Genomic DNA, 26,604 nt, shown 5'->3' on the forward strand with positions numbered 1-26,604 from the left:
GATGGCCTGAACCATGTCATTACCGACGAGTTCGGCCCGCTGCGCGCACGCCGCCGGCGCCGACCGCGGAACCGTCCTCGCCGACTACCTGCGCACCGTCGAGCACCGTCGAGCGCGCCGCCGCAGTGGCCGGCCCGGGTGATGGACGACGCCGTCCTGGCAGGCTGCGCATCAGCCTGCCAGGACGGCGACGGAGGGCTTCCCTGGGCCTGTCAGCCCTCGCTGATCAGGCCCTCGCGGAGCTGGGTCAGCGTCCTGGTGAGCAGCCGGGAGACGTGCATCTGGGAGATGCCGATCTCCTCGCCGATCTGCGACTGGGTGAGGTTGCCGAAGAACCGCAGCATGATGATCCGGCGCTCGCGCGGCGGCAGCTTGGCCAGCAGCGGCTTCAGCGACTCCCGGTACTCGACGCCTTCCAGCGCGAGGTCCTCGTAGCCGAGCCGCTCGGCCAGCGGTCCGTCGCCGTCCTCCTCGCTGGGGCTGGAGTCGAGCGAGCTGGCGGTGTACGCGTTGCCCACTGCGAGGCCCTCGACCACGTCCTCCTCGCTGACCCCCAGGCAGGTGGCCAGCTCGGCGACGGTGGGGGAGCGGTCGAGCCGCTGGGACAGGTCGTCACCGGCCTTGGTGAGCGCCAGCCGCAGCTCCTGGAGCCGCCGGGGCACCCGGACCGACCAGCTGGTGTCCCGGAAGAAGCGCTTGATCTCGCCCACCACGGTGGGCATCGCGAAGGTGGGGAACTCCACCCCGCGCTCGGGGTCGAACCGGTCGATCGCCTTGATCAGGCCGATGGTGCCGACCTGGACGATGTCCTCCATCGGCTCGTTGCGGCTGCGGAAGCGCGCCGAGGCGTACCGGACCAGCGGCAGGTTGAGCTCGATCAGGGTGTCGCGGACGTACGTGTGCTCCGCGCTGCCCGGTTCCAGGGCGGCCAGCCGCAGGAACAGCGAGCGCGACAGCGTCCGGGTGTCCAGCCCGGAGCCGGGCGGCGTCTCGGGCCCGGGCGGCGCGGCGGCCGGGACCCGCTGGAGCGGGATCCGGTCCTCGGCGACAGCCGTACCGTTGGCCTGACCAGCGTGGATCTCCGCAGTGCCCAGCTCTCCGGACATGCGCCCACCCCCTTGTGACTGACAGTTGAACGGGGGCCGTCGCACGGAGGTTCCCGGCGGGGGCCCTCCCCCTCCATACCGGAACACGGTCCACGGCAAACCCGAACGTCGCAAGATGTCACGCGAGGGTAACGCGCTGCAATCTCAGTCTTCCCAGGAGTTGCCGGTCCGAAGCCTCGTCAGGATGCGGGAGAGCAGCCGCGAGACGTGCATCTGGGACATCCCCAGCTCGGTGCTGATCTGCGACTGGGTCAGGTTGGCGAAGAACCGCAGCATCACGATCCGCCGCTCCCGCTCGGGCAGCTGGACCAGCAGGTGGCGGACCATGTCCCGGTGCTCGACCTCGGCCAGCGCGGAGTCCTCGTAGCCGAGCCGGTCCAGCAGGGCGAGCCCGCCCTCGTGCTCCTGCGCCGCTTCCAGCGAGGCCGCGTTGTAGGCCCGCCCGGCGTCCAGGCAGGCCCGGACGTCCTCCTCGGGGATCCGCAGGCTGGCGGCGATCTCCGGCACCTTGGGGGCCCGGCCGTGCAGCACCGTCAGCTCCTCCATCGCGCCGCTGACCTGGACCCACAGTTCCTGGAGCCGGCGCGGGACGTGCATGGTGCGGACGTTGTCCCGGAAGTAGCGCTTGATCTCGCCGAGGATGGTCGGCAGTGCGTAGGTGGGGAACTGGACGCCTCGGGTGGGGTCGAAGCGGTCGATCGCGTTGATCAGGCCGATGGTGCCGACCTGGACGACGTCCTCCATCGGCTCGCTGCGGCTGCGGAAGCGGGTGGCCGCGTAGCGGACCAGGGGGATGTTCACCTCGATCAGGGCGGCCCGGACCCGCTCCCGCTCGGGGGTGCCCGGGGGCAGCTCCGCGAGCCGTTCGAACAGCACCCGGGTCAGCGTCCGGACGTCCACCGCGGGGCGGCCGCCGGGGCCGCGCAGACCGTCCGGGCGGAGCTCGCCGGCCGGGCTGATGATCGACGCCAGTACCTCGTCGGACACGTCACCCCTCCCTCAGTCGATAACGAAGGGCCCTGCGGATCGGGTGTCGCGGCTGCTTCACCACCTCGCCATGTCCGGCAAAACCGGTCATAGCATCACAAGGCGGGCGCAGGTCGGGCAAGCACCCGGCGGAGGTGTGTTGGTGCGGGGTCAGGGCTTCACCGGGCTTCCCGCCCAGGCGCCGCACGGATCGTTCCGGGGCGGAGCAAGGCGCCCCGTCCGGTGGCCGGACGGGGCGCGGCGGGCCGTCCGAGGGACGGACCCGGGTGCCTCGGGTGTCAGACCTCGATGTCGGCGATCACCCAGGTGGCGAATTCGCGCCACTGGCCGGCCGCGGCCTGATGGGCCGGGTGGGTCAGGTACGCGTGCAGGGCGTCGCGGTCCTCGACCAGGCTGTTGATCGCGTAGTCGTGGGCGATGTCCCGCTCGGTGGTGTTCCAGCCGCACTCCCACTCGCGCAGCTCGGGGATCAGCGAACCCAGCTCGGCGAACGCCTTGGCGCCGGCGAGCGCGCGCTCGTCGTCCTTGCGGACGCCTTCGTTGAGCTTGAACAGGACCAGATGCCGGATCACGATTGCCGCTCCTCGCGGACGGGGACAGAGGGTCCCGCACACCGTAGCCGGTGCGCCGGGGCGGGACGACGGGCCCTACGCGACCGGACGGCTCACTTGATCAGCCCGGTCATGAAGGTGCCGACCGCCTTGGCCGCGTTCGAGATGCCCTCGAAGCCCAGTTGGACGAGCTGGGCGGAGCGGGCCGGCGAGCTGATGATCGAGTAGAGGACGAAGATGAGCAGGAGGGCCATGCCGATCTTCTTCGCCTGCGCCATCGGGTGTCGTCCTCTCCTGCTGTGGGCCGCCGCCATCCGGGTCCCCGAGCGGCCCTGCGGAAGCAGCTTATCCATCGGACGGGCTATCAAGTGTGCGACGCGTTCGCCCGGCGGGACGAAGGTCCCCGTGAGTGGGGCCTTTCTCCGGATGCCCGGAAACGTCCCGGGCGGCAGGATGGGAGACGTGCCGAGGATCTGGCAGGAATCCCCGGTGCGTGGATCCGGAGCTCCCCGCTGTGGGACCGGGCGCCGCGGCTTCCCCCCGACGCGGCGCCGGTTGTGGGACTCCGCCGGGGGAGCGGTCGTCCCCCCGAGCCGCTCCCCCTTTCCAGGCTCCGTACTCTCCGGGCGTTGGTGGTCATCAGCCCGGAGTACGGAGCCCTTTTCGCGTTCGGGGGTGCGCGGAAACGCCGAGGGCCCGTCCGGATCGGACGGGCCCTCGGGCTCTACAGCGGTAGCGGTGGGATTCGAACCCACGGTGGAGTTGCCCCCACACACGCTTTCGAGGCGTGCTCCTTTGGCCGCTCGGACACGCTACCGAGGGGAACTCTACCGGACGGGTGGCGCGGTCACGAAATCCGTATGGCCGGGCGGCCGACGGGGGAGCCGGCGGCGGAAGTCGGCGCCGGACGTCAGCGGTGGGACTCGAAGAACTCGCGCAGCTGCTCGCCGCACTCGTCGGCGAGGACGCCCCAGACCACCTCGGGGCGGTGGTTGAGCCGGCGGTCGCGCATCACGTCGAAGAGCGAGCCGGCCGCGCCGGCCTTCTCGTCGAGGGCGCCGTAGGCCACCCGGTCGATCCGGGACAGCACGATGGCGCCGGCGCACATCGTGCAGGGCTCCAGGGTGACGACCAGGGTGCAGCCGCTGAGCCGCCACTCCCCGATCCGTTCGGCCGCCTGCCGGATCGCGACCACCTCGGCGTGCGCGGTCGGGTCGCCGACCGCCTCGCGCTCGTTGTGGCCGCGCCCGATCACCTCGCCGTCCGGGCCCAGGACGAGCGCCCCGACCGGGACGTCGCCGGTGGCCGGCGCCAGGGCGGCCTCGGCGATGGCGAGGCGCATCGGCGCCGCCCAGCGGTCACGGACCGGGTCGGGGCGGACGGGGGCGGGCAGAGGGGCGATGCGGGGGACGGCCTGCGGGGTGGATGCGGACTGCATGGCATCCAGTGTCGGGTATCCGGCGGTGGGCACCGGCCTGGTCACCGCCCGCTACCGGACCGCCTCCAGGACCTCGCCGCAGCCGAGGGCCTCGGCGATCTCCTCCAGGGCGTCGCCCGGGACGGCGCCCTCGCCGCTGAGGGCGAGCAGCTCCTCGGCGGCCAGGCCGAACTCGGTGAGCAGGTGGGCGTCGCCGAGCGGGCCGACCGGGACGCCGCTGCGGGCGTCCTCGTCCTGCTCCTGCGTCTCCTCGTCCTCCTCCAGCTCGACGACCAGGTGGTCCAGGTCGCCGAACTCGCTCTCACCGGCCTGGTCGACCAGCTCGTCGGTGAGGACGGAGCCGTAGGAGCTGCGGGCGGCGGCGGCGCCGTCGGACACGAAGATCCGTGGGTCCTCCTCGCCGTCCACCCGGACGATGGCGAACCAGGCGTCCTCCTGTTCGATGAAGATCAGGACGCTGTCGTCGTCCTGCGTGGAGTCGCGGGCCAGTTCGGTCAGGTCGGCGAGGGTTTCGACGTCGTCGAGCTCCGTCTCGCTCACATCCCACCCGTCCTCGGTGCGAGCAAGCACTGCAGCGAAGTACGCCACCAGGGACACTCCCAAGATCTCGGTCTCGGCTGTCGGCGCGCTCGGGCAACGCGAAAATCTGGCCGCCCCCGCGCCAGAGGCGGTCCGCTCGTTCGGACCGTCCCATCGGAATCGTGACAGAAAGCCCGCCCTTGCGGGGGGTGTTCGGCAGCGCGTCTTTGCAGGTCGTGTCGGAAGGTCCGGCCGGCGGCCGGTGTGGCGCCGGCGCCACCGCCCGGGGCCCGTCGGATCCGGACCAGCCGGTCGGCGGAGCCGCGGGGGGAGCTGCGGAGGGAGCCGCGCCGGAACCGCTTCGGATCCTCGTCAGATCCGGAAGGTTCGCATCCGCATGGCTTCGCGCATCCGCCGTTCCTTGGTCCGCCGGGGCTGGACCCGCTCCCGGAGCTCGCGGGCCTCGGTGAGCTCGCGCAGGAAGACGGCCCGCCGCCTGCGGCGGTCCGCCTCGGTCTCCGGGGGGTCCTGTGGCGGGCCGGGGCGATTGCCCGACCGGCCTGCGGGCTCGTCCGCCGAGCCGTCCCCGGCGTTCGGGTTGCTCGTCATAAGACGTGACATTCCCAGATCAGCCCGGTTGATACCACAGGAGGCGCTTCCGTCCGGACATTCGCGGGGCGCCACGGCGCGGCACGGCCGGGTGCACCCCGGCGACGGGGGCGGTCGGCACGCGGCGAGTCGTACAGGCGTCCAGACCCGGGCTAACCTCGATACATGCGTCTCCACGTCGTCGACCACCCCCTGGTGGCCCACAAGCTCTCCACCCTGCGCGACGAGCGCACCGACTCGCCGACCTTCCGTCGCCTGACCGACGAGCTGGTGACCCTCCTCGCCTACGAGGCCACCCGGGACGTCCGCACCGACGAGGTGGAGATCACCACCCCCGTGGCGGTCACGCTCGGCACCCGCCTCAGCTACCCCCGCCCCCTGGTCGTGCCGATCCTGCGCGCCGGTCTCGGCATGCTGGACGGGATGACCCGACTGCTGCCGACCGCCGAGGTCGGCTTCCTCGGCATGGTGCGCAACGAGGAGACCCTGGAGGCCTCCACCTACGCCACCCGGATGCCGGACGACCTCTCCGGCCGCCAGGTCTACGTACTCGACCCGATGCTGGCCACCGGCGGCACCCTCGTCGCGGCGATCAAGATGCTGATCGAGCGCGGCGCCACCGACGTCACCGCCGTGGTGCTGCTGGCCGCCCCCGAGGGCGTCGAGGTGATGAAGCGCGAGCTGGCCGGCCTGCCGGTCACCGTCGTCACCGCCGCCCTGGACGAGCGGCTCAACGAGAACGGCTACATCGTGCCCGGCCTCGGCGACGCGGGCGACCGCCTGTACGGCACCGCCGGCTGAGCGAATCCCCCGAACGGACGAGAGCCCCCCGGCGCGGTGCCGGGGGGCTCTCCTGTCGCGCGGGACGACCGGCCTCAGCAGCTGCCGGTGGCGGTCGGGGTGGGGGACGGCTTGGTCGCGAGGGCGAGGGCGGCGGCCGCCTGGGTCTCGTCCAGCAGGGCGTTGTAGCTGTCGCCGACCACGAAGTCCACGGTGCCGTCGGTGCGGGCGTCGGCGGTGGTGGTGGCGCCGGCGATCTGCGAGCCGAGCAGGGTGGCGGCGCCGGCGCCGGCCGGGCCGGCGATCACCTGGGCGGTGCCGGGCACCTTCTTGTCCAGTTCGGCCGGGGCGTTGCCGACCTTGCCGATGGTGAAGCCGCGCTTCTTGAGCTCCTCGGCGGTCCGGCCGGCCAGGCCGCCCTTGGTGGTGGCGTTGTAGACGTTCACCGTGACGCCGGCCGGCTGCGGGATCGCGTGCGGGTCGCCCGGGGCGGCGGGGGCGCCGGAGTCGGTGGGCGCACCGGGCGTGGCGCCCGGGGAGGGGGCGGCCAGCGGCTTGCCCGACGGGGTCACGCAGGCCTGGGCGGAGGAGTTCTTGTTCTTCCCGCTGAAGATGTCGTAGAGCTGGACGCCGCCGAGGCCGATCAGGGCCAGGGCGAGCAGGCTCGCGAGCCCGGAGATCACCTTGCGGCTCTTCCTCGGGGGCCGGCCGAGTCGTGGATAGGCGTTGCCGGTGACGCGGTACTGCTTCCCCTTGAGGCCTTGGGGAGTCAACATGCTCACGGTTTGTCTCCCCCTCGTGCCAGGGCGGGGTCGGGATGACGGATCGGCTGGTGCGGGTGGATCCCGTGGTGCGGGCGGATCCCCTGGTCGCGGCCGTAGTCAGCAGCGTAGTGCCGTCAGGCTGCGAAGGTACTAAATGATCATCATCTGGAGTACGCCGGTACCCGAAAGGAGGTACCCGGGTACGCGCGGACCGCCCTCCGCCGGATGGCGAGGGGGCGGTCCGGGAGCCCGTGCAGAGGGTCCGTCATTCCATTTCGAGGACCCGGGCGTGCAGCACCTGGCGCTGCTGCAGCGCGGCCCGCACCGCCCGGTGCAGTCCGTCCTCCAGGTACAGGTCGCCGCGCCACTTCACCACGTGCGCGAAGAGGTCCCCGTAGAAGGTCGAGTCCTCGGCGAGCAGGGTTTCGAGGTCGAGTTGCCCCTTGGTGGTCACCAGCTGGTCGAGCCGCACCGGGCGTGGGGCGACGTCAGCCCACTGGCGGGTGCTCGTCCGGCCGTGATCCGGGTACGGCCGCCCATTGCCGATGCGCTTGAAGATCACACGGAAAGCCTACCGTTTGGGCGGCGGATGGCGCAGCCGCCGCGACGCCGCCACGCGCTCGGGTGTGAGCTGCGGGAGGGCGATTGCGGCTGTTTGATGGGAAATGTCGCGAACATCGCCCGGTTCCGATCGGGACACGGCCCGCCCGGGACCGGGTTCCGGGCCCGCCCCGCCTCCCCGCACCGCCCAGGAGAGTGCCCCGATGTCCTCCGCCCCCACCCCGCCGGCCGTCCGGGAGATCGCCGACGGGTACGCCTTCACCGGGCCCGCCCTCGACCTCGGCGCGGTGCTGCTGGACGGCACCGCCTACCCGGACGCCCAGGTGCGCATCCCGCTCGGGGTGCTCAACCGGCACGGGCTGGTCGCCGGCGCCACCGGCACCGGCAAGACCAAGACCCTCCAGCTGATCGCCGAACAGCTCTCCGCCCAGGGCGTGCCGGTGTTCCTCGCCGACGTCAAGGGGGACGTCTCCGGCGTCGCCGCGCCCGGCGCGCCGAGCGAGCGCACCGCCGCCCGCGCGGCCGAGGTCGGGCAGCAGTGGACCCCGCAGGGCTGCCCGGTCGAGTTCTACTCGCTCGGCGGCCAGGGCGCCGGGATCCCGATCCGCGCCACCGTCACCAGCTTCGGGCCGCTGCTGCTCGCCAAGGTGCTCGACCTGAACGAGACCCAGGAGTCCTCGCTCAGCCTGGTGTTCCACTACGCCGACACCAAGGGCCTGGAGCTGTACGACCTCAAGGACCTCACCGCCGTCATCGCCTTCCTCGCCTCGCCCGAGGGCAAGGAGGAGCTGAGGACCATCGGCGGCCTCTCGTCGGCCACCGCCGGGGTGATCCTGCGCGCGCTCACCGTGCTGGAGAACGAGGGCGCCGGGGCGTTCTTCGGCGAGCCCGAGTTCGACACCGCCGAACTGCTGCGGACCGCCCCGGACGGCCGGGGCGTCGTCTCGGTGCTGGAACTGCCCGCCGTCCAGGACCGGCCGCGGCTGTTCTCCACCTTCCTGATGTGGCTGCTCGCCGACCTCTACCAGGAACTGCCCGAGATCGGCGACCTGGACAAGCCCAAGCTGGTGTTCTTCTTCGACGAGGCGCACCTGCTGTTCAAGGGCGCCTCCAAGGCCTTCCTGGAGGCCATCACCCAGACCGTCCGGCTGATCCGCTCGAAGGCCGTGGGCATCTTCTTCGTCACCCAATCCCCGCGCGACGTCCCCTCCGACGTGCTCGCGCAGCTGGGCAACCGGGTGCAGCACGCGCTGCGCGCCTTCACCCCGGACGACGCCAAGGCGCTCAAGGCCACCGTCTCGACCTTCCCGCGCTCCTCCTACGACCTCGGCGCGGTGCTCACCTCGCTCGGCACCGGCGAGGCCGTGGTGACCGTGCTCTCCGAGAAGGGCGCGCCGACGCCGGTCGCGGCCACCCGGCTGCGGGCGCCGCAGTCCCTGATGGGGCCGATCGAGGCGGGCGCGCTGCGGGCCGTCGTCGACGCCTCGCCGCTGACGGCGCGCTACCGGGACGCGATCGACCGGGAGTCGGCGTACGAGAAGCTGGCGGCGCGGGCGGCGCGGGCGCCCAGGCCGGAGGCCGCCGCACCGGCCAGGGCGCCGAAGGAGCGGGAGCCCGCCCCGCGGCGGGAGGAGCCGAAGGGGGCGGGCGGGCTGCTCGATTCGCTGCTCAGCAACCCGACGGTGAAGTCCCTGGCGCGTTCGGCCGGGAAGCAGCTCGGGCAGGAGATCTCGCGCAGCCTGTTCGGGACGTCCAAGCGGCGGCGGTAGCGGCCGGGCCCCGGACGGTGGGGGTGGGCGCCTAGCCGGCCAGGGCGGCGCCGATCCGGTCGAGCGAGGACAGCCGCATCAGGCCGTAGTTGTAGAACTCGACCTCGGGGACGCCCAGTTCGCGCAGGGTGGCGATCTTGGCGGCGAGGTTCGCCGGACCGTCGCAGTCCGAGGCCATCGGCCGCAGGATCACCGCCATGTCCTGGGGGCGGACGCCGTGCAGGGCGAACGCGGCGACCTTCTCCCGGACGGCCTCCGGGGTCTTCGCGTAGCCGAGCGTCTCGATCTGGTCGGTCGCCTCGGCGAGCGCGGGCAGGTCGATGCCGGACAGCCAGCCCTTGCCCGGGCCGGCGCCGTCCATGAAGCTCAGCCGCATGCCGTGGCGCCTGGCCTCCTCGGTCAGTTCGGCGGCCAGCGTGGTGACGGTGGCGGTGGCGGCGTCCAGGTAGGCGGCCAGGGCGCCGTCCGCGAGCGCGCTCAGGTCCGCGGGTTCGGCGGCGGCCGCCTCGGCGGCCAGCCGGCGGCGCAGCTCGGTGCGGACGGCCTCCGCGACCTCCTCCGCCGGGACGCCCGCGCGGGTGGCGGCGGCGCGGCAGTGCGGGCAGAAGCAGATGCCGAGCAGTGCCTCGGCGCCCGCGCCCAGCTCCTCGAAGTAGCGCTCGTGGTGGTAGCCGTGGCGCAGCCCGTGGAAGTGCAGGGACTCGGCCCGGATCGCGTCCACGCCGTACCGGGCCAGCTCGGTGACCAGGGTCCGTGCGTACTCCCGGACCTCCGGGTGGGCCGGGCAGAGCTCGGTGAGGTGGCGGTCGCCGAAGGCGTTGGCCGGGGCGCAGTCCGGGTGGGCGAAGCCGAGCCGGTCGTTGTGGCAGAACACCGTCCAGGCGTGCAGCTTCAGCCCCCGGCGGCGGGTCTCGGCGGCGGCCTCGGCGAAGGGGTCGCGGTCGCCGATCGCGGTGGAGGGCACGGGCGCCAGCCGACGGCCCTGCCAGCGGGCCGGATCGGGGCGGAAGTAGGCCGCGCCCGGCTCCAGGTAGCGGATCACCCGGCGGGGGTTGTGCGGGAAGACGTCCCGGGCCTCGTGGTAGACCGAGGCGAGGGTGACGCCGCCGACTCCGGCGCGGTCGGTGAGGTTGCCGAAGAAGGTGTCGGCGCCCTCGTCGAGCAGGTCGGTGGCGAAGGCGAGGACGGACGACTCCACGGTGCGGCTCCGGAGCTGGGGGCGGGTGCGCTGTCCACGCTAGCCGCAGGCGCCTGATTGGTCTATACCTGGCAATTCGAGCGGACCGGGCCCGAACGAGGGGCGGCCGGATCGGGGCGGCCGGACCGGACGGGCCCCCACTACAGTGAGCCGTGTCCGTCAGGCCGTGTCCGACAGCGCGTGTCCGACAGTGCGTGCCCGTCGGACCGTGTCCTTCAGCGTCCTTCAGCCCGAGGCCGTGCACGGCCCGTTGAGAGGTGACCACCCCATGAGCGTTCGCCCGCCGCTGCCGTACGACTTCCTGCCGCAGGTGCCGTCCTTCCCGCTGACCAGCCAGGACATCACCGACGGCGGCACACTGGCCGGGGAGTTCAGCCACGCCGGAGGCAACCGGTCGCCGCAGCTGGCCTGGTCGGGCCTGCCCGAGGGCACCCGGAGCATCGCCGTCACCTGCTACGACCCGGACGCGCCCACCGGCTCCGGCTGGTGGCACTGGCTCGCCCTCGACCTGCCCGCCGACACGGTCGAACTGCCGCGCGGCGCCGGCTCCTCGGACGACGACCTGCCCGGCGCGGCCTCCTTCCACGGCCGCAACGACTTCCCCGGCCACCAGTACGACGGCGCCGCCCCGCCGCCCGGCGCCCCGCACCGGTACGTGTTCGCGGTGCACGCCCTGGACGTCGAGAAGCTGGACGTCTCCGCCGACACCCCGGCGGCCCAGATCGGCTTCCACCTGACCTTCCACACGCTGGGGCGGGCGCTGCTCACCGCCGAGTACGGGGTCTGAGCACGGGGGCCACGATCCGGTCGAGGTCCGGCGGCTGCCCGAGGAGGACCGGTCGGCCGGTCGCAGGGCCGTGGCCTGGACGGTCGGGCCGGCCGGGGAACCGGCCCTCCTGGTGGCGCCGGAGCAGCACCAGACGCCGGCCGGATCCTGGCCGCCGGTCCGGCTGCCGGTCGGCTTCGCGGTCCACGGCGGTCAGGGCGGCTTCTTGTCCAGTGGCGGGGAGTTGACCCGGTATCAGCTGATCGGCGAGGAGTGGAAGCAGACCCGGCGCCGGCAGCCGGGCGTGCCCGGCGCGCTCGACCGGGTGCGCGGGCGCACGGCCGGGTCGGCGCGCTGTGGTTCCGCACGGGGGACCGCTGGTACCGGATCGAGGCCTAACCGTCTGCGCGGGTGGCCCGGTCGGCGCGGGCGGCCAGGGCGCGCAGGTGGGTGATCAGCTCCGGGGGCTCGTGCACCTCGAACTCGCAGTCCAGCGTCAGCAGCCGCACCGCCGTCCACTCCAAGGAGTCCGTGCGGGAGCGCAGCCGACAGCGGTGCTCGTCGATCGGCTCGATCTCGGAGTCCCCCCGGTCGAAGTGCCGTCGGACGCTCGCGGCCGGGGCGTGCACGGTGGCGACCACGGCGCGGGCCGGTGACTGGCGGCGCAGCTTGCCCGCCACGTACGCGGCGGCGTCCTCGGCCGGGAGCGGGCGCGGGGTGAAGTGGGCGCCGGTGGCGCGGGGTTCGCTGAGCCGGTCGACGCGGAAGAGCCGCCAGTCGTCCCGGTCCAGGTCGTAGCCGACCAGGTACCAGCGGCGGCCGGCCGAGACCAGCCGCTCGGGTTCGACGTTGCGCCTGGTCTCGGCGCCGTCGCCGGCCCGGTAGGCGAAGCGCAGCCGTTCCCGGTTGGTGACGGCGCCGGCGAGCACGGTGAGGTCGTCCGGGTCGACGGTCGGGCCGTCGCCGGTGAGCAGCGGCACGGTGGCGGTGTTGAGCGCGCCCACCCGGTGCCGCAGGCGGCCCGGCAGCACCTGGAGCAGCTTGCCGAGGGCGCGGACCGAGGCCTCCTCGATGCCGACCACCGCGTGCCCGGCGGCCGCCCGCAGTCCGACCGCGATGGCGACGGCCTCGTCGTCGTCCAGCAGCAGCGGCGGCATCGCCGTCCCCGCGACCAGCCGGTAGCCGCCGACCGCGCCCATGGTGGCCTGCACCGGGTAGCCGAGGTCGCGCAGCCGGTCGATGTCGCGCCGGATCGTCCGGGGGCTGACGCCGAGCCGTTCGGCGAGTTCGCTGCCGGGCCACTCTCGCGGGGTCTGCAGCAGGGACAGCAGGTTCAGCAGCCGTGCGGGGGTGTCCGTCATGCCGTCCAGGATGCCGGACAACTGGGACAGGATCTGACCTACATGCCCCGTACCCTCGTGGACGTGCCGACGAGCAGTGCGAGCAGCGCGAGCAGGACGAGCAGGACGAGCAGGACGAGCAGGACGAATGAGGAGTACCGAATGAAGACCGCGGACGCGGACCGACGGAGGTGGATCGCGCTGGCGATCGTGATGGTCGCCTCCTTCATGGACCTGGTGGACGTCACCATCGTCAACATCGCCATCCCCAGCATCCAGGAGGACACCGGCGCCTCCTTCAGCGCCATCCAGTGGGTCACCGGCGGTTACGCGCTGGCCTTCGCGATCGGGCTGATCACCGGCGGCCGGCTGGGCGACATCTACGGCCGCAAGCGGCTGTTCCTGATCGGCATCGGCGGGTTCACCGTGGCGTCCGCGCTGTGCGGCCTGGCCTCCGGCCCCGAGATGCTGGTCGGGATGCGGGTGCTCCAGGGCGGCACGGCGGCCATGATGGTGCCGCAGGTGCTGTCGATCATCCACGCGACCTTCCCGGCGGAGGAGCGCGGCAAGGTGTTCGGCATGTTCGGAGCGGTGGTCGGGCTGGGCGCCGTCTCCGGGCCGCTGATCGGCGCGCTGCTCACCGAGTGGGACCTGTTCGGCCTGGCCTGGCGCCCGATCTTCCTGATCAACCTGCCGGTCGGCATCGCCGGGCTGCTGCTCGGGCGCCGCTTCATCGACGAGTCGAAGGCCGAGCGGGCGCTCAAGCTGGACCTGGTCGGGGTGGCGCTGGCGAGCGTCGGCCTGCTGATGCTGATCTACCCGCTGACGCACGGGCGGGAGGCCGGCTGGCCGCTCTGGGGCTACCTGTCGATGGCCGGCAGCCTGGTGGTGTTCGCGCTGTTCGTGGCGTACGAGAAGGCCAAGACGCGGCGGGACGGCTCGCCGCTGGTCGAGCTGTCGCTGTTCCGGGTGAAGAGCTTCGCGGCCGGTATCGGCGTGCAGCTGGCCTTCGGGGTGGTCTGCGGGATCTTCTTCCTGGTCTGGACGCTGTACATGCAGCTGGGCCTCGGCTGGAGCCCGCTCAAGGCCGGTTCCACCGGCATCCCGTTCTCGCTCGCCGTCTCGGCCGCGGCCGGGCTGTCCGTGCAGAAGCTGGTGCCCCGGTTCGGGCGCCGGGTGCTCCAGACCGGCGCGCTGGTGATGGCGGCGGGTGTGCTGACGTACATCTGGGAGGCGGACCGGTACGGGACGGCGATCGCGCCCTGGCAGATGGCGCTGCCACTGGTGGTGATGGGCCTGGGGATGGGCCTGATCGTCGCGCCGATCACCGACGCGATCCTGGCGGAGGTGCCGCGCGCGCACGCCGGTTCGGCGTCGGGGCTGATCAACACCGTCCAGCAGATGGGGAACGCGCTGGGGCTCGCGCTGGTGTCGGTGGCCTTCTTCGGGGCGATGGACGACGTGGTCGCGCCGGAGGCGATGGGCACCGCGTTCGGCGGGGCGTTCGTCCACGCGATGTGGTGGGTCGCGGGGGCGCTGCTGGTGGTGTTCCTGCTGATGTTCGCGCTGCCGCGGCGCAAGGCGGTCGCACAGGCCGACGCGGATGCGGCGGGCGCGGTGGACGCGCCGGCGACGGCGGGTGCGGCGGATCCGACGGACGAGCGGGAGCCCGTCCTGGCCTGACGGGCACGGGTGAGGGCCCCGGTCGCGCGGTGCGACCGGGGCCCTCGGCGCATCCTGGGAGGGCCGTGGACCGTACGGCGGTGGACTCCTCGGCGGCTCGGCAACGGCTCCCGGCCGGGCGATCGGCTTTCAGCGCGCCCCGGCCGTGCTCACCGCCGTCGTCCGGGGCGTGGTCTTCGCCGCGGACTTGGCCTCCTTCGCGGCGCGCTTCATCTCCTGCTTGAACTCCCGTACCAGGTCGAGGGATTCGGGCCCGGTGATGTCGGCGACCGAGCGGTGCGCGCCCTCCTCGCCGTACACGCCGGCCGCCTCGCGCCAGCCCTCCGGCCGCACGCCGTACTGCTTGCCGAGCAGGGCCAGGAAGATCTGCGACTTCTGTTTGCCGAAACCGGGCAGGGCGTTGAGGCGGCTGAGCAGCTCCTTGCCGGTGCGGGTGTCCTTCCAGAGCGCGGCGGCGTCGGCGTCGTACTGCGCCACCAGGAACTGGCAGAGCTGCTGGACCCGTTTGGCCATCGCGGCGGGGTAACGGTGCACGGCGGGCTTCGCGGACAGCAGGGCGACGAACTCCTCCGGGTTGTACACGGCGATCTCCCGTGCGTCCAGGTCGTTCCGTCCGAGCCGCTGGGCGATGGTCAGCGGACCGGTGAACGCCCATTCCATCGGCACCTGTTGGTCGAGCAACATGCCGACGAGCGCGGCCAGCGCACTCCGTCCGAGCAGTTCGTCGGCCTCGGGCTGCTGTGCGAGCCGGACGGTGACGTTCATGGGCTTGCCCTCCTCGGAGTTGACGTCGGGTCGGCGCCCAGTCTGGTGGACGGGGCGGGGGCGGGGGCGGTCAACACGCCCGTAGCAGGGGAAGTCTTGGAGTTCCAGGGCCTTGGCGTAGCTGGCTTGTTCGTTGGCGGAGCGACCGCCTGGGATGCCAGCTCCGGCGGTCGGGAGAGCCGGCGGAATACTTTTTGCCCGCTTCGGGTGGCGAGGAGGCGGGCGGCCCGGGCGGGCTGGAGCGAGGTAGGTCATCTTGTATGACTGTTTCTGTTGCGCCGGTGCGGCGACCTGCCGGCGGGTCATTCTTGGTGCAATCGACGCGTCCAGAAAGGCTCGCCCGCCGTGACCCAGCCGTTCGAACTGCCGTCCTTCTACGTGCCGCACCCGGCACGCCTCAACCCCCACCTGGACGAGGCCCGGGCCCATTCCTCCGTCTGGGCAAGGGAGATGGGCATGCTGGAGGGCTCCGGCATCTGGGACCAGACCGACCTGGACGCCCACGACTACGGCCTGCTCTGCGCCTACACCCACCCCGACGCCTCCGCCGAGGCGCTCTCGCTGGTCACCGACTGGTACGTGTGGGTCTTCTTCTTCGACGACCACTTCCTCGACATGTTCAAGCGCACCAACGACCGCGAGGCCGGCAAGGCGCACCTCGACCGGCTGCCGCTGTTCATGCCGGCCGACCCGGCCACCCCGATGCCGGAGCCGGAGAACCCGGTCGAGGCGGGCCTGGCCGACCTGTGGCGGCGCACCGTGCCGGTGATGGGCGAGGACTGGCGGATCCGCTTCGCGGAGAGCACCCGAAACCTGCTCAACGAGTCGCTCTGGGAGCTCGCCAACATCAACGCCGGCCGGGTCTCCAACCCGGTCGAGTACATCGAGATGCGCCGCAAGGTGGGCGGTGCGCCCTGGTCCGCCCAACTGGTGGAGTACGCGGCCGGCGCCGAGGTCCCGAAGGAGGTCTCCGGCTCGCGCGCGCTGCGGGTGCTGATGGACGCCTTCTCGGACGGCGTGCACCTGCGCAACGACATCTTCTCCTACCAGCGGGAGGTGGAGGACGAGGGCGAGCTGAGCAACGGCATCCTGGTGCTGGAGAAGTTCCTGGAGTGCTCCACCCAGGAAGCCGCCGAGGCGGTCAACGACCTGCTCACCTCGCGGCTCCAGCAGTTCGAGAACACCGTGTTCACCGAACTGCCCGTGCTGTTCGCCGAGACCGGGCTCGCTCCCGAGGGCCGCGCCCGGGTGCTGGCGTACGTCAAGGGCCTCCAGGACTGGCAGTCCGGCGGCCACGAGTGGCACATGCGCTCCAGCCGGTACATGAACGGCGGTGGTGCGGCGGCCGGTTCGGGCGGCCGCGTCGCGGCGGGGACGGGCGGCGCGCTGCCCGGCACCGGCAACTGGTGGGACCCGTTCGCGATCGGCGGGGTGGGCACCTCGGCGCTGGACATCCTGCGCAGCGGGGCGATGGGCGGCGGTGGACCTGCGGCCGGTCCGGCCGGTTCGGGCGGCCCGGGCGGCGTCGGACCGGCCGTTCGGCGGGCCCGGTCGCACAGCCACGTGCCGTACCAGGCCGTCGGGCCGTCCCAACTGCCCGAGTTCAAGCTGCCGTTCGAGGCCACGCTGAGCCCGCACCTGGACGGCGCGCGGGACCGGGTGATCGAGTGGGCCGCGCGGATGGGCATGCTGGAGGAGCAGCCCGGCATCCCCGGATCCGGCATCTGGGACGCCGCGTCCATGCGGGACTACGACCTCCCGCTCTGCGCGGCCGGCATCCACCCGGACGCCACCGCCGACCAACTCGACGTCTCCTCCGCCTGGTTGGCCTGGGGCACCTGGGCCGACGACTACTACCCGGTGGTCTTCGGCCGCACCCGCGACCTGGCCGGCGCCAAGCTCGCCAACGAGCGACTCCCGCTGTTCATGCCGGTGGACGGCAGCCCCGCGCCCGAGCCCGCCAACGCCCTGGAACGCGGACTCGCCGACATCTGGGAGCGCACCGCCGGCCCGATGACGGCCGACGCCCGGCGGAAGTTCCGCCAGACCGTCGAGGACATGACCGCGAGCTGGATCTGGGAGCTCAACAACCAGGTGCAGAACCGGATCCCGGACCCGGTGGACTACCTGGAGATGCGCCGTGCCACCTTCGGCTCCGACCTCACCATGAGCCTGTGCCGGCTCGCCCACGGCCAGGTCGTGCCGCCCGCGGTGTACGAGCACGGCTCGATGCGCTCGCTGGAGAACTCGGCCGCGGACTACGCGTGCATGATGAACGACCTGTTCTCGTACCAGAAGGAGATCGAGTACGAGGGCGAGGTGCACAACGCCGTCCTGGTGGTGCAGAACTTCTTCAACTGCGACTACCCGTCGGCGGTCCGGATCGTCGACGACCTGATGCACTCCCGGCTGGACCAGTTCCAGCACGTCGCGGGGAAGGAACTCCCCGTCCTGTACGACGACTTCGCGCTGGAGCCGGAGGCGAGGGAGCTGCTGGACGGGTACGTGGAGGAGCTGGAGAACTGGCTCGCGGGCATCCTGGTCTGGCACCGGGACTGCCGCCGGTACCGCGAGGAGGACCTGCTGCGGCACTTCGGCGCGGAGCGGGAGCTCAAGGCGGGGGCGGCGGTGAAGGAACTGCCCGGGCCCGCGGCCTTCCCGGTCGGCCCGACCGGCCTGGGCACGGCCTCGCTGCGCCTGCCGCGAGCCGGTGCGGCCCCGGCCGCCGGGGTGGCGGCCCTGGGCTGACCGGCGGGGGGGGACCAGTCCACGGCGCACCCGTGCGGGCCGATCCCGCGCGGGTGCGCCCGGTACTGGCTAGGGTGGCCGGACGGGGCCGGGTGCGCTCCGGATCGCGGGCGCACGTCGCCAGGCGAGAGGGCGGAAGAGATGGCAGCGCTACCTGAGGGCACGCCCTGTTGGGTCGACGCGATGTTCACCGATCCGGAGGGCGCGAAGGCGTTCTACGGTGACGTCCTGGGCTGGACCTTCGGCGAGAGCTCGTCGGAGTACGGCAACTACACGCAGGCGTACTCGGGCGGCAAGGCGGTCGCCGCGATCGTGCCGTCGATGCCCGGCGCGCAGGCGCAGTCCGCCTGGTGCCTGTACCTCGCCTCGCCGGACGCCGCCGCCACCGCCGGGCGGATCCGCTCCAACGGCGGCGAGGTGGTCATGGGGCCGATGCAGATCGGCGACTTCGGCACCATGGTGATCGCCAGGGACCCGGGCGGGGTCGTGTTCGGCGTCTGGCAGGGCGACCGCCACCAGGGCTTCGAGAAGCAGGGCGAGCCCGGCGCGTACAGCTGGGCCGAGGTGGTGACCCGCGAGCCCGCGAAGGCGGACGCGTTCTTCCCCGCGGTCTTCCCGTTCGGCGTGAAGCGGATGGACGCCGAGGACTTCGACTACCGGATGTTCCAGGTCGACGGCCGCCCCGTGCTGGGCCGGATGGGGGCGGAGGGCGACTTCCTGCCGCCCGAGGTGCCCTCGTACGTGAGCGTGTACTTCGCGGTCGACGACACCGACGCCGCGCTCGAACGGCTGCGGGCGCGCGACGGCACGGTGCACTTCGGGCCGATGGACAGCCCGTTCGGCCGGTTCGCCGCTGTCGGCGACCAGCAGGGCGCGGCCTTCGGGATCATCGACCTCGGCCGGACCTCGGGAGAGCCGCCCGAGGTGGCGGACGCCTGAGGGGGGAGCGGGAGGAACTCGTCGAGCGGCTGGACGGGTACCGCGATCTGCCGCGCTGGACGGGGCGAAGTCGACGGGCTGAGGTCGCCCGGGGCTGAGGGGCGTCCGGTCCTGAGGGGCGTCCGGTCCTGAGGTCCGGCTGATGCCGAGGCCCGCCCCGGCGGCCCGATCGCTCAGAGCTCGACGCCGAGCAGCTCGCGCAGTGCGCGGTCGCCGTCCGGGGTGACCCGCAGGGCCCGGCCGGAGCCGATCCGCTCCACCCAGGACCGGTCCAGCGCCGTCCGGCAGAGTGCCGCGCCCAGCGCCCCGCCGAGATGGCTGCGGCGCTCCGTCCAGTCCAGGCAGCTGCGCACCACCGGCCGCCCGCCCCGGCGGCCCGCCCGCTCGGGCAGCTCGATCGCCTGCGCGGCCAGCCAGGCCCGGCCGCGCCCGGTGACGGCGAGCCCGGCGTCGTCGGTGAGCAGGCCGCGGGCGAGCAGCGCGTCCGCGACGGCCACGCCGAGGCGGCCGGCCAGGTGGTCGTAGCAGGTGCGGGCGCGGGCCTCGGCGCTCTGCCGGGTGGCCTCGCGCAGGCCGTGCGGGGTGGGCCGGTCACCCTGGTCGGCGAAGGCGGTGAGGTCCTCGATCAGGGTGGCGACCTCCGGGGTGGCCAGCCGGACGTACCGGTGCCGCCCCTGCCGCTCCTCGGCCAGCAGCCCGCCGGCGATCAGCCGCGACAGGTGCTCGCTGGCCGTGGACGGCGCGACGCCCGCGTGCCGGGCCAGCTCGCCGGCCGTCCAGGCGCGGCCGTCGAGCAGTGCGGTGCAGAACGCGGCGCGGGTGGGGTCGGCGAGCAGGGCGGCGAAGGCGGCGAGCGACATGCCTCCATGGTCGCCCCGGCACGGTTCGGCGCGGGCCGAACCGTCGGCGTCGCGGGGCGGTCGGGGGCAGGCCGAACCGTCGGCGTCGCGTCGCGGGGCGGTCGGGGGCGGCACGGTTCGGCGTGGGCCGAAACGAGCCGGAGCCAGGATGGCCGGTATGGACGATCCCACGATGTTCTCCCGCCGCGGCGAGGTGACCGCGGCCCCGGACGACTCGCCGGGCACCGGCTGGGGCTCGCGCCGACTCGTCCACCACGTCGTCGGGTCCGCGTTCTGCGCGGGCGCCGTCGGCGACCACTCCCCGGAGGTGACCCGATGACCCCCTTCGCCGCCCTGCACCACCGCCCCGGCCGGCCGCTGCTGCTGCCGAACGCCTGGGACCACGCCTCGGCCGTGGCCCTCGCCGCCGAGGGCTACGCCGCGATCGGCACCACCAGCCTGGGCGTGGCCGCCGCCGCCGGCCTGCCCGACGGCGTGGCCGTCACCCGCGCGGAGACCGTGCGGCTGGCCCGCCGGCTGGGCCGTAGCGGGTTCCTGCTGAGCGTGGACGCCGAGTCCGGGTTCAGTGATGATCCGGAGGAAGTCGCCTGCCTGTCCGTCGAGTTGGCGCAGGCCGGGGTGGTCGGCATCAACCTGGAGGACGGCCGGGCGGACGGCACCCTGGCGCCGTCCGCCGTCCTCGCGGCGAAGATCGCGGCGGTGAAGGCGGCCGTGCCGGAGCTCTTCGTGAACGCCCGTACCGACACCTGCTGGGCCGGGCGCCACGACCCCGGGCCGGAGACGGTCCGCCGCCTGGAGGCCTATCAACAGGCGGGCGCGGACGGCGTGTTCGTCCCGGGGCTGGCCGATCCGGCCGCCATCGTGGCGCTGGTCGAACGGCTGGCCGCCCCGCTCAACGTCCTCTGGACGCCGACCGGTCCGGGCTTCGCCGAGCTTGCCGCGCTGGGGGTGGCCCGGGTCAGCCTCGGCTCGCTGCTGTACCGCTCCGCGCTGGCGGCGGCGGTGGCCACGGCGGCGGCCGTCGGTGCGGGCGATGAGGTCGGTCCGGTGCCGGGCTACGCCGAGGTCCAGGAGCTGAGCAGGAAGTGACGATGCGTCATCTGCCGGGTCGGTCCTGCCGGGTGGCCTCGATGCCGGCCAGGATCAGTCGGACGCCGTTGGTGAAGCCGCTGTCGCGGCCGCCGTCGGTCGCTGAGCCGACCTCGGTGGTGTAGAGGTGGTGCAGGCGCGGGAAGTCCCGGGTGGCCTCGATGACGGCGGGCACGAGCTCGTCCATCCAGCCCTGCTCGTCCCGGCCCTGCCGGGCCAGCGCGCTCAGCCAGGCGGCCTCCACGCTGGCCGTCCCGATGACGTAGCCGAGCAGGGCCCCCATCGCGTCGTTGGCCTCCGTCGGGGTGAAGCCGGCCGCATCCAGGAAGGTGAGCAGGGCCTCGGAGAGGCGCATCCAGTTGGGCCCGAAGTAGACCAGCCCCAGGTCGCCGATCACCGACACCATCCACGGGTGGCGCAGGACGACCTCACGCGTGCTGGCCGCGCACTCGGCGAGGGTGGTGCGCCAGTCCGCCGGGTCCGTGTCGGTGACCGTGGGGATCCGGATCTTGCCGAACACCTCGTCGACGACCAGGGCGAGCAGTTCGTCCTTGTTGGCGACGTGGGTGTACATCGAGGTGGCGCCGGCGTTGAGGCGGGCGCCGAGCTTGCGCATGCTCAGGGCTTCGATGCCGTCGCTGTCCAGGATGGCCAGGGCCTCCGCGACGATCTGGGCCCGGCTGAGCGCCGGCTGCTCGCGCCGGGGGCGCTCGGGGCGGCTCCACGGTGTCCCGGGCGCGTCCTTCGACCTGGCCGGCATCCGGCCCTCCTCTCGGTCTTCGCCCGCCTGTGCTCGGCTCGGCTGCTCCGTTCAGCATAAGCCGCGCCGCACACCGTACGGCGTTGCGAACACTGTGCGGTCTCCGTACAGTGTTCGGTGTCCGCACGGTGTGCGGAGCGAGGCGCGCCGCGGCCGTGGGGACGGACCGCGGTGCGCCCGCGAGGACTTTCGTCCGGCCGCGGCCGGCGCGCTCACTTCGAAGGGGGACCGCGGTGGACCGTCAGCCGCGCCGCTGGCTCATCCTGGTCGTGCTCTGTCTCAGCAGCCTGGTGCTGGTGGTCGACAACATGGTGCTCGCGGTGTCCATCCCGCAGATCGCGGCGGACCTCGGGGCCGGGGCCCAGGACATCCAGTGGATCATCGACTCGTACATCCTGGTCTTCGCCGGGCTGCTGCTCACCTCGGGCAGCCTCTCCGACCGGTTCGGCCGGCGGAAGGTGATGATCATCGGGCTGGTGCTGTTCGGCGCCGCCTCCCTGGTCGCGGCCGTCGCCGACAGCCCCGGCCAGCTCATCGCCGGACGCGTGCTGATGGGCGTGGGCGGAGCCCTGGTCATGCCGAGCACGCTCTCCATCCTGATCACCGTCTTCGACGCCGAGGAACGGCCCAAGGCGATCGCCGTGTGGAGCGCGGTGGCCATGATCGGCATGGTCGGCGGGCCGGTGCTCGGCGGTGCGCTGATCGCGCACTTCTGGTGGGGCGCGGTCTTCCTGCTCAACGTGCCGGTCACGGTGGTCGCCGTCATCGCGGCGGTCGTGCTGATGCCGGAGTCGAAGGGGCCGTGGCGCCGGCCCGACCTGCCCGGCATGGTGCTCTCGATGACCGGGATGACCGCGCTGGTCTGGTCGATCACCGTGCTGCCCCGGGACGGCCTCACCAGCCCCGGCACGCTCGGCCCGCTCGTCGTCGGGGTGCTCGCGCTGACCGGGTTCGTCGTCCGCCAGCTCCGGACCGACTCGCCGATGGTCCCGCTCAAGCTGTTCCGCAACCGGGTGTTCACCGGGGCCAGCTTCTCGCTCGTCCTGCTGACCTTCGCCACCGGCGGCCTGATGCTGGTCCTCACCCAGTACCTGCAGTTCGTGCTGAAGTTCTCGCCCGCCGACACCGGCCTGGCGTTCATCCCGCTGGCCGTCGCCTCGCTGGTGTTCAACGCCGTCGGTGCCGCGCTCGGCAGGAAGGTCGCCCCGCGGGTGCTGACCTCGGTCGGCATGCTGGTCATCGCGGCCGGGTTCGGGCTGCTGGCCACGCTCTCGGTCGGCGACGGCTTCGTCAAGGTCGCCCTGGCCATGCTGGTGCTGGGCGCCGGCTCCGGCCTCGCGATGCCGGCCGCGTCCAACGCGCTGATGGGCGCGATCCCCGGCGAGCACGCCGGCGTCGGCTCCGCGCTCAACGACACCATCCAGCAGTCCGGTTCCGCGCTGGGCGTGGCCATCCTCGGCGCCGTCCTGTCCAGCACCTACACCGGCGCGATGCCCACCGACGCGCCCACGGCGGGGAAGCACGCGATCACCGACGCGCTCGCCCTCGCCGCGGGCACCGGGGACGGCGGACTGGCCGCCGCCGCCCGCGACGCGTTCAACACCGCGGCCTCCGTCACCTTCACGGCGGGCGGGATCTCCGTCCTGGCGGCCGCGGGGCTGACGCTGGTGCTGATGCGGGACGGCCGGAAGGCCGCTCCGGCGGCGGGCCCGGTGGAGGACGCGGTCGAGGGCGCGGCGGAGGCGGGGGTCGTCCAGCGGGTGGGCTGAGCCTGCTCGCCCCGGCCCTGCCTGCCTCGTGCGGCCGGGGCCGTCGGCGTGCGGCCGGGGCCGTCGGCGTGCCGCCGGTTTGTAGCCGCCCCCCGGCGACCCCCGGAGGCGGCGCGTAGCCTGGGCCCCATGTCCCCCGAGTACGCGGAGCGGGCGTCGAAGCTGCCGGGAGCGGTCGTGTGGAAGCGCCGGGCCGTCGGGAGCACGGGCGGCGGCGCGGCCGGACTCGTCCTGCCCGACGGCTGCATGGACCTGCTCTGGACCGAGGGCCGGCTCCTCGTTGCCGGGCCGGACACCCGCGCCTTCCAACTCGGACCGGGGCTGCGCGGCCCGTGGGCGGGCGTCCGCCTCCCGCCCGGCGCCGCCCCCGCCCTGCTGGGCGTGCCCGCGTACGAACTGCGCGACCGGCGGGTCGACCTGGCCGACCTCCGGCCCGGCGCCGAGGTGCGCCGCCGTACCGGACGCATCGACGCGGCGCCCGACCCGGCCGTGGCCCTGGAGGAGTTGGCGCTGCGCCTGGCGGCCGACGCGCGGCCGGTGGACCCGCTCGTCCGGGCGGCCGCCGATGCCCTGGCGGCCGGCCGCTCGGTCGCGGCGACCGCCGAGGCGGTCGGCCTCGGCGCGCGGCAACTGCACCGCCGCTCACTGACCGCCTTCGGTTACGGCCCCAAGACCCTGGCCCGGATCCTCCGCTTGCAGCGCGCCCTCGCGCTGGCCCGCTCCGGCGTGCCCCTGGCCGAGACGGCGGCCCGGACGGGCTACGCCGACCAGGCCCATCTGGCGCGTGACGTACGGGAGTTGGCGGGAGTGTCGGCGACCGTCCTGCTGCCCCGTTGACTCAGGCCGCGGCGTCCGGCAGCGGCGCGAACAGGTCGACGCCGTTGCCGTCCGGGTCGTGCACCACGGCGTACCGCTGGCCCCAGAAGGCGTCCCACGGCTTCAGCTCGCCGTGGTACCCGGCGCCGACCAGGTCCTCGTAGACCGCGTCCACCTGGGCGGGGTCGGCGCACCGGAACGCCAGTGCCGTCCGGCCGCCGCCCGCCGGCGGAAGCCAGTCCGGGTGGAACGAGCGGATGGTGGAGTCGGGGTCGAGGGCCAGGCGCAGCCCGCCCGGCAGCACGGCCTCGACGTGCGGCTCCTGCTCGGCCCCGTCGGGGAACGCGAGTCCGAGCCGCCGGTAGAAGGCGATCGAGGCGGCCAGGTCCGAGACGGCGAGGCCCACGACGGCGAACTGCGGTGCTGGTGTGCTGTTCATGCCCGTCACGGTAGGCGGCGCCCGGACGCCCGTCTTGAACGAATCGGACGGTCTCCCGGCCGGTCTGCACACTGGCCGAGTCGGGCACGGCCGGGGTAATGATTCCGGTGACCCGATCCCGGCACGCACCACCGTTGCCGACGCCCCCCTGGGAGGGATGACTGATGCTGTACCGCAGTCTCGGAGTTGACGGACCGAAGGCCAGCGCGCTGTGCCTCGGCGCCATGGCCTTCGGCACCACCGTGGACGAGCAGACCGCGACGGCGACCCTGGACCGGTTCACCGAGGCCGGCGGGACCTTCGTCGACACCTCGAACAACTACGCCTTCTGGGCCCCCGGCGGGACGGGGTACGAGAGCGAGGAACTGCTCGGCCGCTGGATCGCCCGCCGGCGCAACCGCGACGAACTGGTGCTCGCCACCAAGGCGGGAGCCCGCCCGGTGCCCGAACTCCCCTTCCCCGCGCACATGGAGGGGCTGTCCGCCGCCGCGCTGCGCAACGCGGCCGAGGGCAGCCTGCGCCGGCTCGGCACCGACCGCGTGGACGTCTACTACGCCCACGTGACGGACCCGTCCACCCCGGTCGAGGAGACCCTCGGCGCCTTCGCCGAGCTGGTGGCCGACGGAAAGGCCGGCCGGCTCGGCTGCAGCAACCACAGCGCCGCGGACCTGGCCGCCGCCAACGAGCTCGCCGAGCAGCGGAGTTGGCCGGGCTACCGGTGCGTCCAGCAGCGCCACAGCTACCTCCGGCCGCGGCCGGACGCGGACTTCGGCATCCAGAAGCACGCCGACGAGGAGCTGCTGTCGTACGTCGCGCGGCGGCCGGAGCTGCTGCTGCTGGCGTACTCCCCGCTGCTCGGCGGCGCGTACTGCCGGCCCGACCGGCCGTTGTCCGAGAAGTACCGGTGGCCGGTGGTGCAGGCCCAGTTGGCCGCCCTGGCCGAGGTGGCGAAGGAGACCGGGGCCACCGTCAACCAGGTGGTGCTCGCCTGGCTGCTGGGCCACCCGGTGCCGACGATCCCGGTCGTGGGCGCCAGCTCCGTTGCCCAGCTGGACGAGAGCCTGGCCGCCCTGGACCTGGTGCTCGACGAGGACCAGCGCCGGCGGCTGGACACCGCGGCCTGACCGCGGCGTCCGCCTCGAACCGGCTGCGCGCCGTCACTCCTGCGGCCGTCAGCCCTGGGCGCCGTCAGCCCTGGGCGCCGTCAGCCCTGGGCGCCGTCAGCCCTGGGCGCGGACCGCCCGCCACCGGTTGGCGGTGGTCTCGCTCACCGTGTAGAAGAACTCCGACTTGAACTCGGCCCCGTCACTCAGCGCCTCCACCCAGCTCATCGGCCAGTTCCGCCGGCCGTAGTGCTTGTGCACGACCCGGGTGAACGCGGACAGCACGCCGCGCAGCCGCTTCCGGTCCACGTCGAGCAGCTCGACCAGGGACGTGTAACTCACCCGCTCGCCGGGCTGCTTCGCCAGGATGTCGAGCACCCCGGTCACCGCCTGCACCGAGTCCAGCGGGTCGGCCGTCAGTCGGCGCAGATCCTGCACGGTCCACTCGACGAACGGCCACTCGCCGTCCTCCTGCGGCCCCCCCTCGGCCGGCGCCGCCGCCGGGGGCCCCGCAGCGGCGCCCGAGAGCTCCGCGAGGAACGCGTACACCTGCGTGACGTACTGAGCCGGCACCGGCACCGAGATGAACTGCTGGTTGTCCTGCGTCATGTTTCTTCCCCTCCGACGTGTCGCCCGTCTGGCGGCAGGACAGATACTTGCACGTCATGTCTCCACGTGTCCAGGTATTAACCTGGACTAATTCCGGGGCTAATAGATCGATTAGTCTCCCTCGCGGCGCAGCGCGGGAGGGCGGAAGCCGCTTCCGGCACCGGCCGACCGGTCGGAGCCGTGGGACCGGCGAGGGCCCGAACCGCGCGAGGCGGTCCGGGCCCTCCGCGTGGGCGGTCCAGGTCAGTGGGGGACGTCCAGGAAGTTGGTGGCGTCGTCGACGAAGTACACGACGTCGTGGTCGAGGTCGACCGCGAGCCCGAACGGGGCGCCGGCACCGGGCGGGGGCCCGCTCGGTGCCGCCGGGGCAGGGTCCGGGCAGCTTCGCCGGGTCGATCCGGGCGAACACGCCGACGGCGCCGTCCGGGTCGACCTGGACCAGGGTGGTTCCGGCGCCCTGCAGCAGTCGAACCGCCCGCCGCGCGGAGTTCACCCAGTGGTGTCCCCGCACCGCAGAACGACGAAGGCCCGGACCGTCGAACTTAGGTTCAAGGGGTCGTCGCAACACCGCTTGGTTTCAGACGGTGAGTAGATCACGTAGACGCTCGGCTGGGGTATCCCAGCCGAGCGTCTTGC

General features: G+C 73.2%; 28 protein-coding genes and 1 tRNA gene. 12 read left to right on the top strand and 17 right to left on the bottom strand.

Annotated features, from left to right (window positions below; all coding sequences use genetic code 11):
• Positions 1–13 precede the first annotated feature (13 nt).
• Complete coding sequence (locus tag AB0O19_RS14280; RefSeq protein ID WP_363619498.1) at positions 14–142, top strand: hypothetical protein; 129 nt, start codon at positions 14–16, stop codon at positions 140–142.
• A gap of 70 nt (positions 143–212) precedes the next feature.
• Here AB0O19_RS14280 and AB0O19_RS14285 read toward each other — a convergent pair whose 3' ends face one another.
• The 8 genes from AB0O19_RS14285 to AB0O19_RS14320 all read right to left on the bottom strand — a co-directional run bounded on the left by AB0O19_RS14285 (position 213) and on the right by AB0O19_RS14320 (position 5,210).
• Positions 213–1,106, bottom strand: coding sequence for an RNA polymerase sigma factor SigF (locus AB0O19_RS14285; RefSeq protein WP_350876421.1), 894 nt, complete (start codon positions 1,104–1,106; stop codon positions 213–215).
• A 144-nt stretch (positions 1,107–1,250) separates the two neighbouring features.
• Entirely contained in the window at positions 1,251–2,033 is a 783-nt protein-coding gene (locus tag AB0O19_RS14290; RefSeq protein WP_244293642.1) for an RNA polymerase sigma factor SigF, read from the bottom strand.
• 338 nt (positions 2,034–2,371) lie between these two features.
• On the bottom strand, positions 2,372–2,665 hold the full coding sequence (locus tag AB0O19_RS14295) for a Dabb family protein (RefSeq protein ID WP_063348630.1): 294 nt from the start codon (positions 2,663–2,665) through the stop codon (positions 2,372–2,374).
• A 92-nt stretch (positions 2,666–2,757) separates the two neighbouring features.
• The gene (locus AB0O19_RS14300) at positions 2,758–2,922 is read right to left on the bottom strand and encodes a hypothetical protein (RefSeq protein WP_167745863.1); all 165 of its coding nucleotides are present in this window, start codon (positions 2,920–2,922) and stop codon (positions 2,758–2,760) included.
• 452 nt (positions 2,923–3,374) lie between these two features.
• A tRNA-Ser gene (locus AB0O19_RS14305) sits at positions 3,375–3,461 on the bottom strand.
• A gap of 93 nt (positions 3,462–3,554) precedes the next feature.
• Positions 3,555–4,082, bottom strand: a complete 528-nt coding sequence (gene tadA / locus AB0O19_RS14310) for a tRNA adenosine(34) deaminase TadA (protein ID WP_363619499.1) — start codon at positions 4,080–4,082, stop codon at positions 3,555–3,557.
• A gap of 51 nt (positions 4,083–4,133) precedes the next feature.
• Positions 4,134–4,670, bottom strand: coding sequence for a tRNA adenosine deaminase-associated protein (locus AB0O19_RS14315; protein WP_363579757.1), 537 nt, complete (start codon positions 4,668–4,670; stop codon positions 4,134–4,136).
• Positions 4,671–4,973: 303 nt separating this feature from the next.
• Positions 4,974–5,210: a hypothetical protein gene (locus tag AB0O19_RS14320; RefSeq protein ID WP_063348632.1), complete on the bottom strand. Its 237-nt coding sequence runs from the start codon at positions 5,208–5,210 to the stop codon at positions 4,974–4,976.
• Positions 5,211–5,375: 165 nt separating this feature from the next.
• Here AB0O19_RS14320 and upp point away from each other — a divergent pair, with 165 nt between their 5' ends.
• A complete protein-coding gene (gene upp, locus AB0O19_RS14325) occupies positions 5,376–6,011 on the top strand; it encodes a uracil phosphoribosyltransferase (protein WP_350876411.1) in 636 nt (211 codons plus the stop codon).
• A gap of 74 nt (positions 6,012–6,085) precedes the next feature.
• Here upp and AB0O19_RS14330 read toward each other — a convergent pair whose 3' ends face one another.
• Together AB0O19_RS14330 and AB0O19_RS14335 are read right to left on the bottom strand one after the other, a co-directional pair.
• Positions 6,086–6,766, bottom strand: coding sequence for a LytR C-terminal domain-containing protein (locus AB0O19_RS14330; RefSeq protein WP_363619530.1), 681 nt, complete (start codon positions 6,764–6,766; stop codon positions 6,086–6,088).
• A 253-nt stretch (positions 6,767–7,019) separates the two neighbouring features.
• The gene (locus AB0O19_RS14335) at positions 7,020–7,316 is read right to left on the bottom strand and encodes a type II toxin-antitoxin system VapB family antitoxin (RefSeq protein WP_063348635.1); all 297 of its coding nucleotides are present in this window, start codon (positions 7,314–7,316) and stop codon (positions 7,020–7,022) included.
• Positions 7,317–7,518: 202 nt separating this feature from the next.
• Here AB0O19_RS14335 and AB0O19_RS14340 point away from each other — a divergent pair, with 202 nt between their 5' ends.
• Complete coding sequence (locus AB0O19_RS14340; protein WP_363619500.1) at positions 7,519–9,084, top strand: helicase HerA-like domain-containing protein; 1,566 nt, start codon at positions 7,519–7,521, stop codon at positions 9,082–9,084.
• Between the two features lie 31 nt (positions 9,085–9,115).
• Here the strand turns inward: AB0O19_RS14340 and AB0O19_RS14345 are convergent, their stop codons facing one another.
• On the bottom strand, positions 9,116–10,282 hold the full coding sequence (locus tag AB0O19_RS14345; protein ID WP_363619501.1) for a hypothetical protein: 1,167 nt from the start codon (positions 10,280–10,282) through the stop codon (positions 9,116–9,118).
• Between the two features lie 268 nt (positions 10,283–10,550).
• Here AB0O19_RS14345 and AB0O19_RS14350 point away from each other — a divergent pair, with 268 nt between their 5' ends.
• Positions 10,551–11,069: a YbhB/YbcL family Raf kinase inhibitor-like protein gene (locus AB0O19_RS14350; protein WP_363619502.1), complete on the top strand. Its 519-nt coding sequence runs from the start codon at positions 10,551–10,553 to the stop codon at positions 11,067–11,069.
• A gap of 374 nt (positions 11,070–11,443) precedes the next feature.
• Here AB0O19_RS14350 and AB0O19_RS14355 read toward each other — a convergent pair whose 3' ends face one another.
• A complete protein-coding gene (locus tag AB0O19_RS14355) occupies positions 11,444–12,409 on the bottom strand; it encodes a YafY family protein (protein WP_363619532.1) in 966 nt (321 codons plus the stop codon).
• Between the two features lie 141 nt (positions 12,410–12,550).
• Between AB0O19_RS14355 and AB0O19_RS14360 the strand changes: the two genes are divergently transcribed.
• Positions 12,551–14,071 carry an MFS transporter gene (locus tag AB0O19_RS14360; protein ID WP_363619503.1) on the top strand — a complete coding sequence of 507 codons (1,521 nt, stop codon included), beginning with the start codon at positions 12,551–12,553 and terminating at the stop codon, positions 14,069–14,071.
• Between the two features lie 129 nt (positions 14,072–14,200).
• Here AB0O19_RS14360 and AB0O19_RS14365 read toward each other — a convergent pair whose 3' ends face one another.
• On the bottom strand, positions 14,201–14,836 hold the full coding sequence (locus AB0O19_RS14365; protein WP_350876398.1) for an HhH-GPD-type base excision DNA repair protein: 636 nt from the start codon (positions 14,834–14,836) through the stop codon (positions 14,201–14,203).
• Positions 14,837–15,181: 345 nt separating this feature from the next.
• Here AB0O19_RS14365 and AB0O19_RS14370 point away from each other — a divergent pair, with 345 nt between their 5' ends.
• Entirely contained in the window at positions 15,182–17,584 is a 2,403-nt protein-coding gene (locus tag AB0O19_RS14370) for a terpene synthase family protein (protein ID WP_363619504.1), read from the top strand.
• Between the two features lie 141 nt (positions 17,585–17,725).
• The gene (locus AB0O19_RS14375) at positions 17,726–18,523 is read left to right on the top strand and encodes a VOC family protein (protein WP_363619505.1); all 798 of its coding nucleotides are present in this window, start codon (positions 17,726–17,728) and stop codon (positions 18,521–18,523) included.
• A gap of 173 nt (positions 18,524–18,696) precedes the next feature.
• On the opposite strand, the gene AB0O19_RS14380 is transcribed toward AB0O19_RS14375, so the two are convergent.
• Positions 18,697–19,383, bottom strand: coding sequence for a winged helix-turn-helix domain-containing protein (locus AB0O19_RS14380; protein ID WP_363619506.1), 687 nt, complete (start codon positions 19,381–19,383; stop codon positions 18,697–18,699).
• Between the two features lie 157 nt (positions 19,384–19,540).
• On the opposite strand from AB0O19_RS14380, the gene AB0O19_RS14385 reads away from it, so the two are divergent.
• Together AB0O19_RS14385 and AB0O19_RS14390 are read left to right on the top strand one after the other, a co-directional pair.
• Positions 19,541–19,702 (top strand): hypothetical protein, encoded by a 162-nt coding sequence (locus tag AB0O19_RS14385; protein WP_363619507.1) that lies wholly within the window; start codon positions 19,541–19,543, stop codon positions 19,700–19,702.
• Entirely contained in the window at positions 19,699–20,472 is a 774-nt protein-coding gene (locus AB0O19_RS14390; RefSeq protein WP_363619508.1) for an isocitrate lyase/phosphoenolpyruvate mutase family protein, read from the top strand. Before AB0O19_RS14385 ends, AB0O19_RS14390 begins: the two co-directional genes overlap by 4 nt.
• 7 nt (positions 20,473–20,479) lie before the next feature.
• Here the strand turns inward: AB0O19_RS14390 and AB0O19_RS14395 are convergent, their stop codons facing one another.
• Positions 20,480–21,232 (bottom strand): TetR/AcrR family transcriptional regulator C-terminal domain-containing protein, encoded by a 753-nt coding sequence (locus AB0O19_RS14395; RefSeq protein WP_363619509.1) that lies wholly within the window; start codon positions 21,230–21,232, stop codon positions 20,480–20,482.
• 233 nt (positions 21,233–21,465) lie between these two features.
• Here AB0O19_RS14395 and AB0O19_RS14400 point away from each other — a divergent pair, with 233 nt between their 5' ends.
• Together AB0O19_RS14400 and AB0O19_RS14405 are read left to right on the top strand one after the other, a co-directional pair.
• Positions 21,466–23,001, top strand: coding sequence for an MFS transporter (locus AB0O19_RS14400; protein ID WP_363619510.1), 1,536 nt, complete (start codon positions 21,466–21,468; stop codon positions 22,999–23,001).
• A 129-nt stretch (positions 23,002–23,130) separates the two neighbouring features.
• Positions 23,131–23,838: a helix-turn-helix transcriptional regulator gene (locus AB0O19_RS14405; RefSeq protein WP_363619511.1), complete on the top strand. Its 708-nt coding sequence runs from the start codon at positions 23,131–23,133 to the stop codon at positions 23,836–23,838.
• Between the two features lies 1 nt (position 23,839).
• Here AB0O19_RS14405 and AB0O19_RS14410 read toward each other — a convergent pair whose 3' ends face one another.
• Positions 23,840–24,256, bottom strand: a complete 417-nt coding sequence (locus tag AB0O19_RS14410; protein WP_363619512.1) for a VOC family protein — start codon at positions 24,254–24,256, stop codon at positions 23,840–23,842.
• 164 nt (positions 24,257–24,420) lie between these two features.
• Between AB0O19_RS14410 and AB0O19_RS14415 the strand changes: the two genes are divergently transcribed.
• A complete protein-coding gene (locus tag AB0O19_RS14415; RefSeq protein ID WP_363619513.1) occupies positions 24,421–25,380 on the top strand; it encodes an aldo/keto reductase in 960 nt (319 codons plus the stop codon).
• 96 nt (positions 25,381–25,476) lie between these two features.
• On the opposite strand, the gene AB0O19_RS14420 is transcribed toward AB0O19_RS14415, so the two are convergent.
• A complete protein-coding gene (locus tag AB0O19_RS14420) occupies positions 25,477–25,968 on the bottom strand; it encodes a hypothetical protein (RefSeq protein ID WP_363619514.1) in 492 nt (163 codons plus the stop codon).
• Positions 25,969–26,604: the final 636 nt, after the last annotated feature.

Origin of the sequence: Kitasatospora sp. NPDC091276 (genome assembly GCF_040684355.1) — a bacterium.
In the GTDB taxonomy this organism is placed as follows: domain Bacteria; phylum Actinomycetota; class Actinomycetes; order Streptomycetales; family Streptomycetaceae; genus Kitasatospora.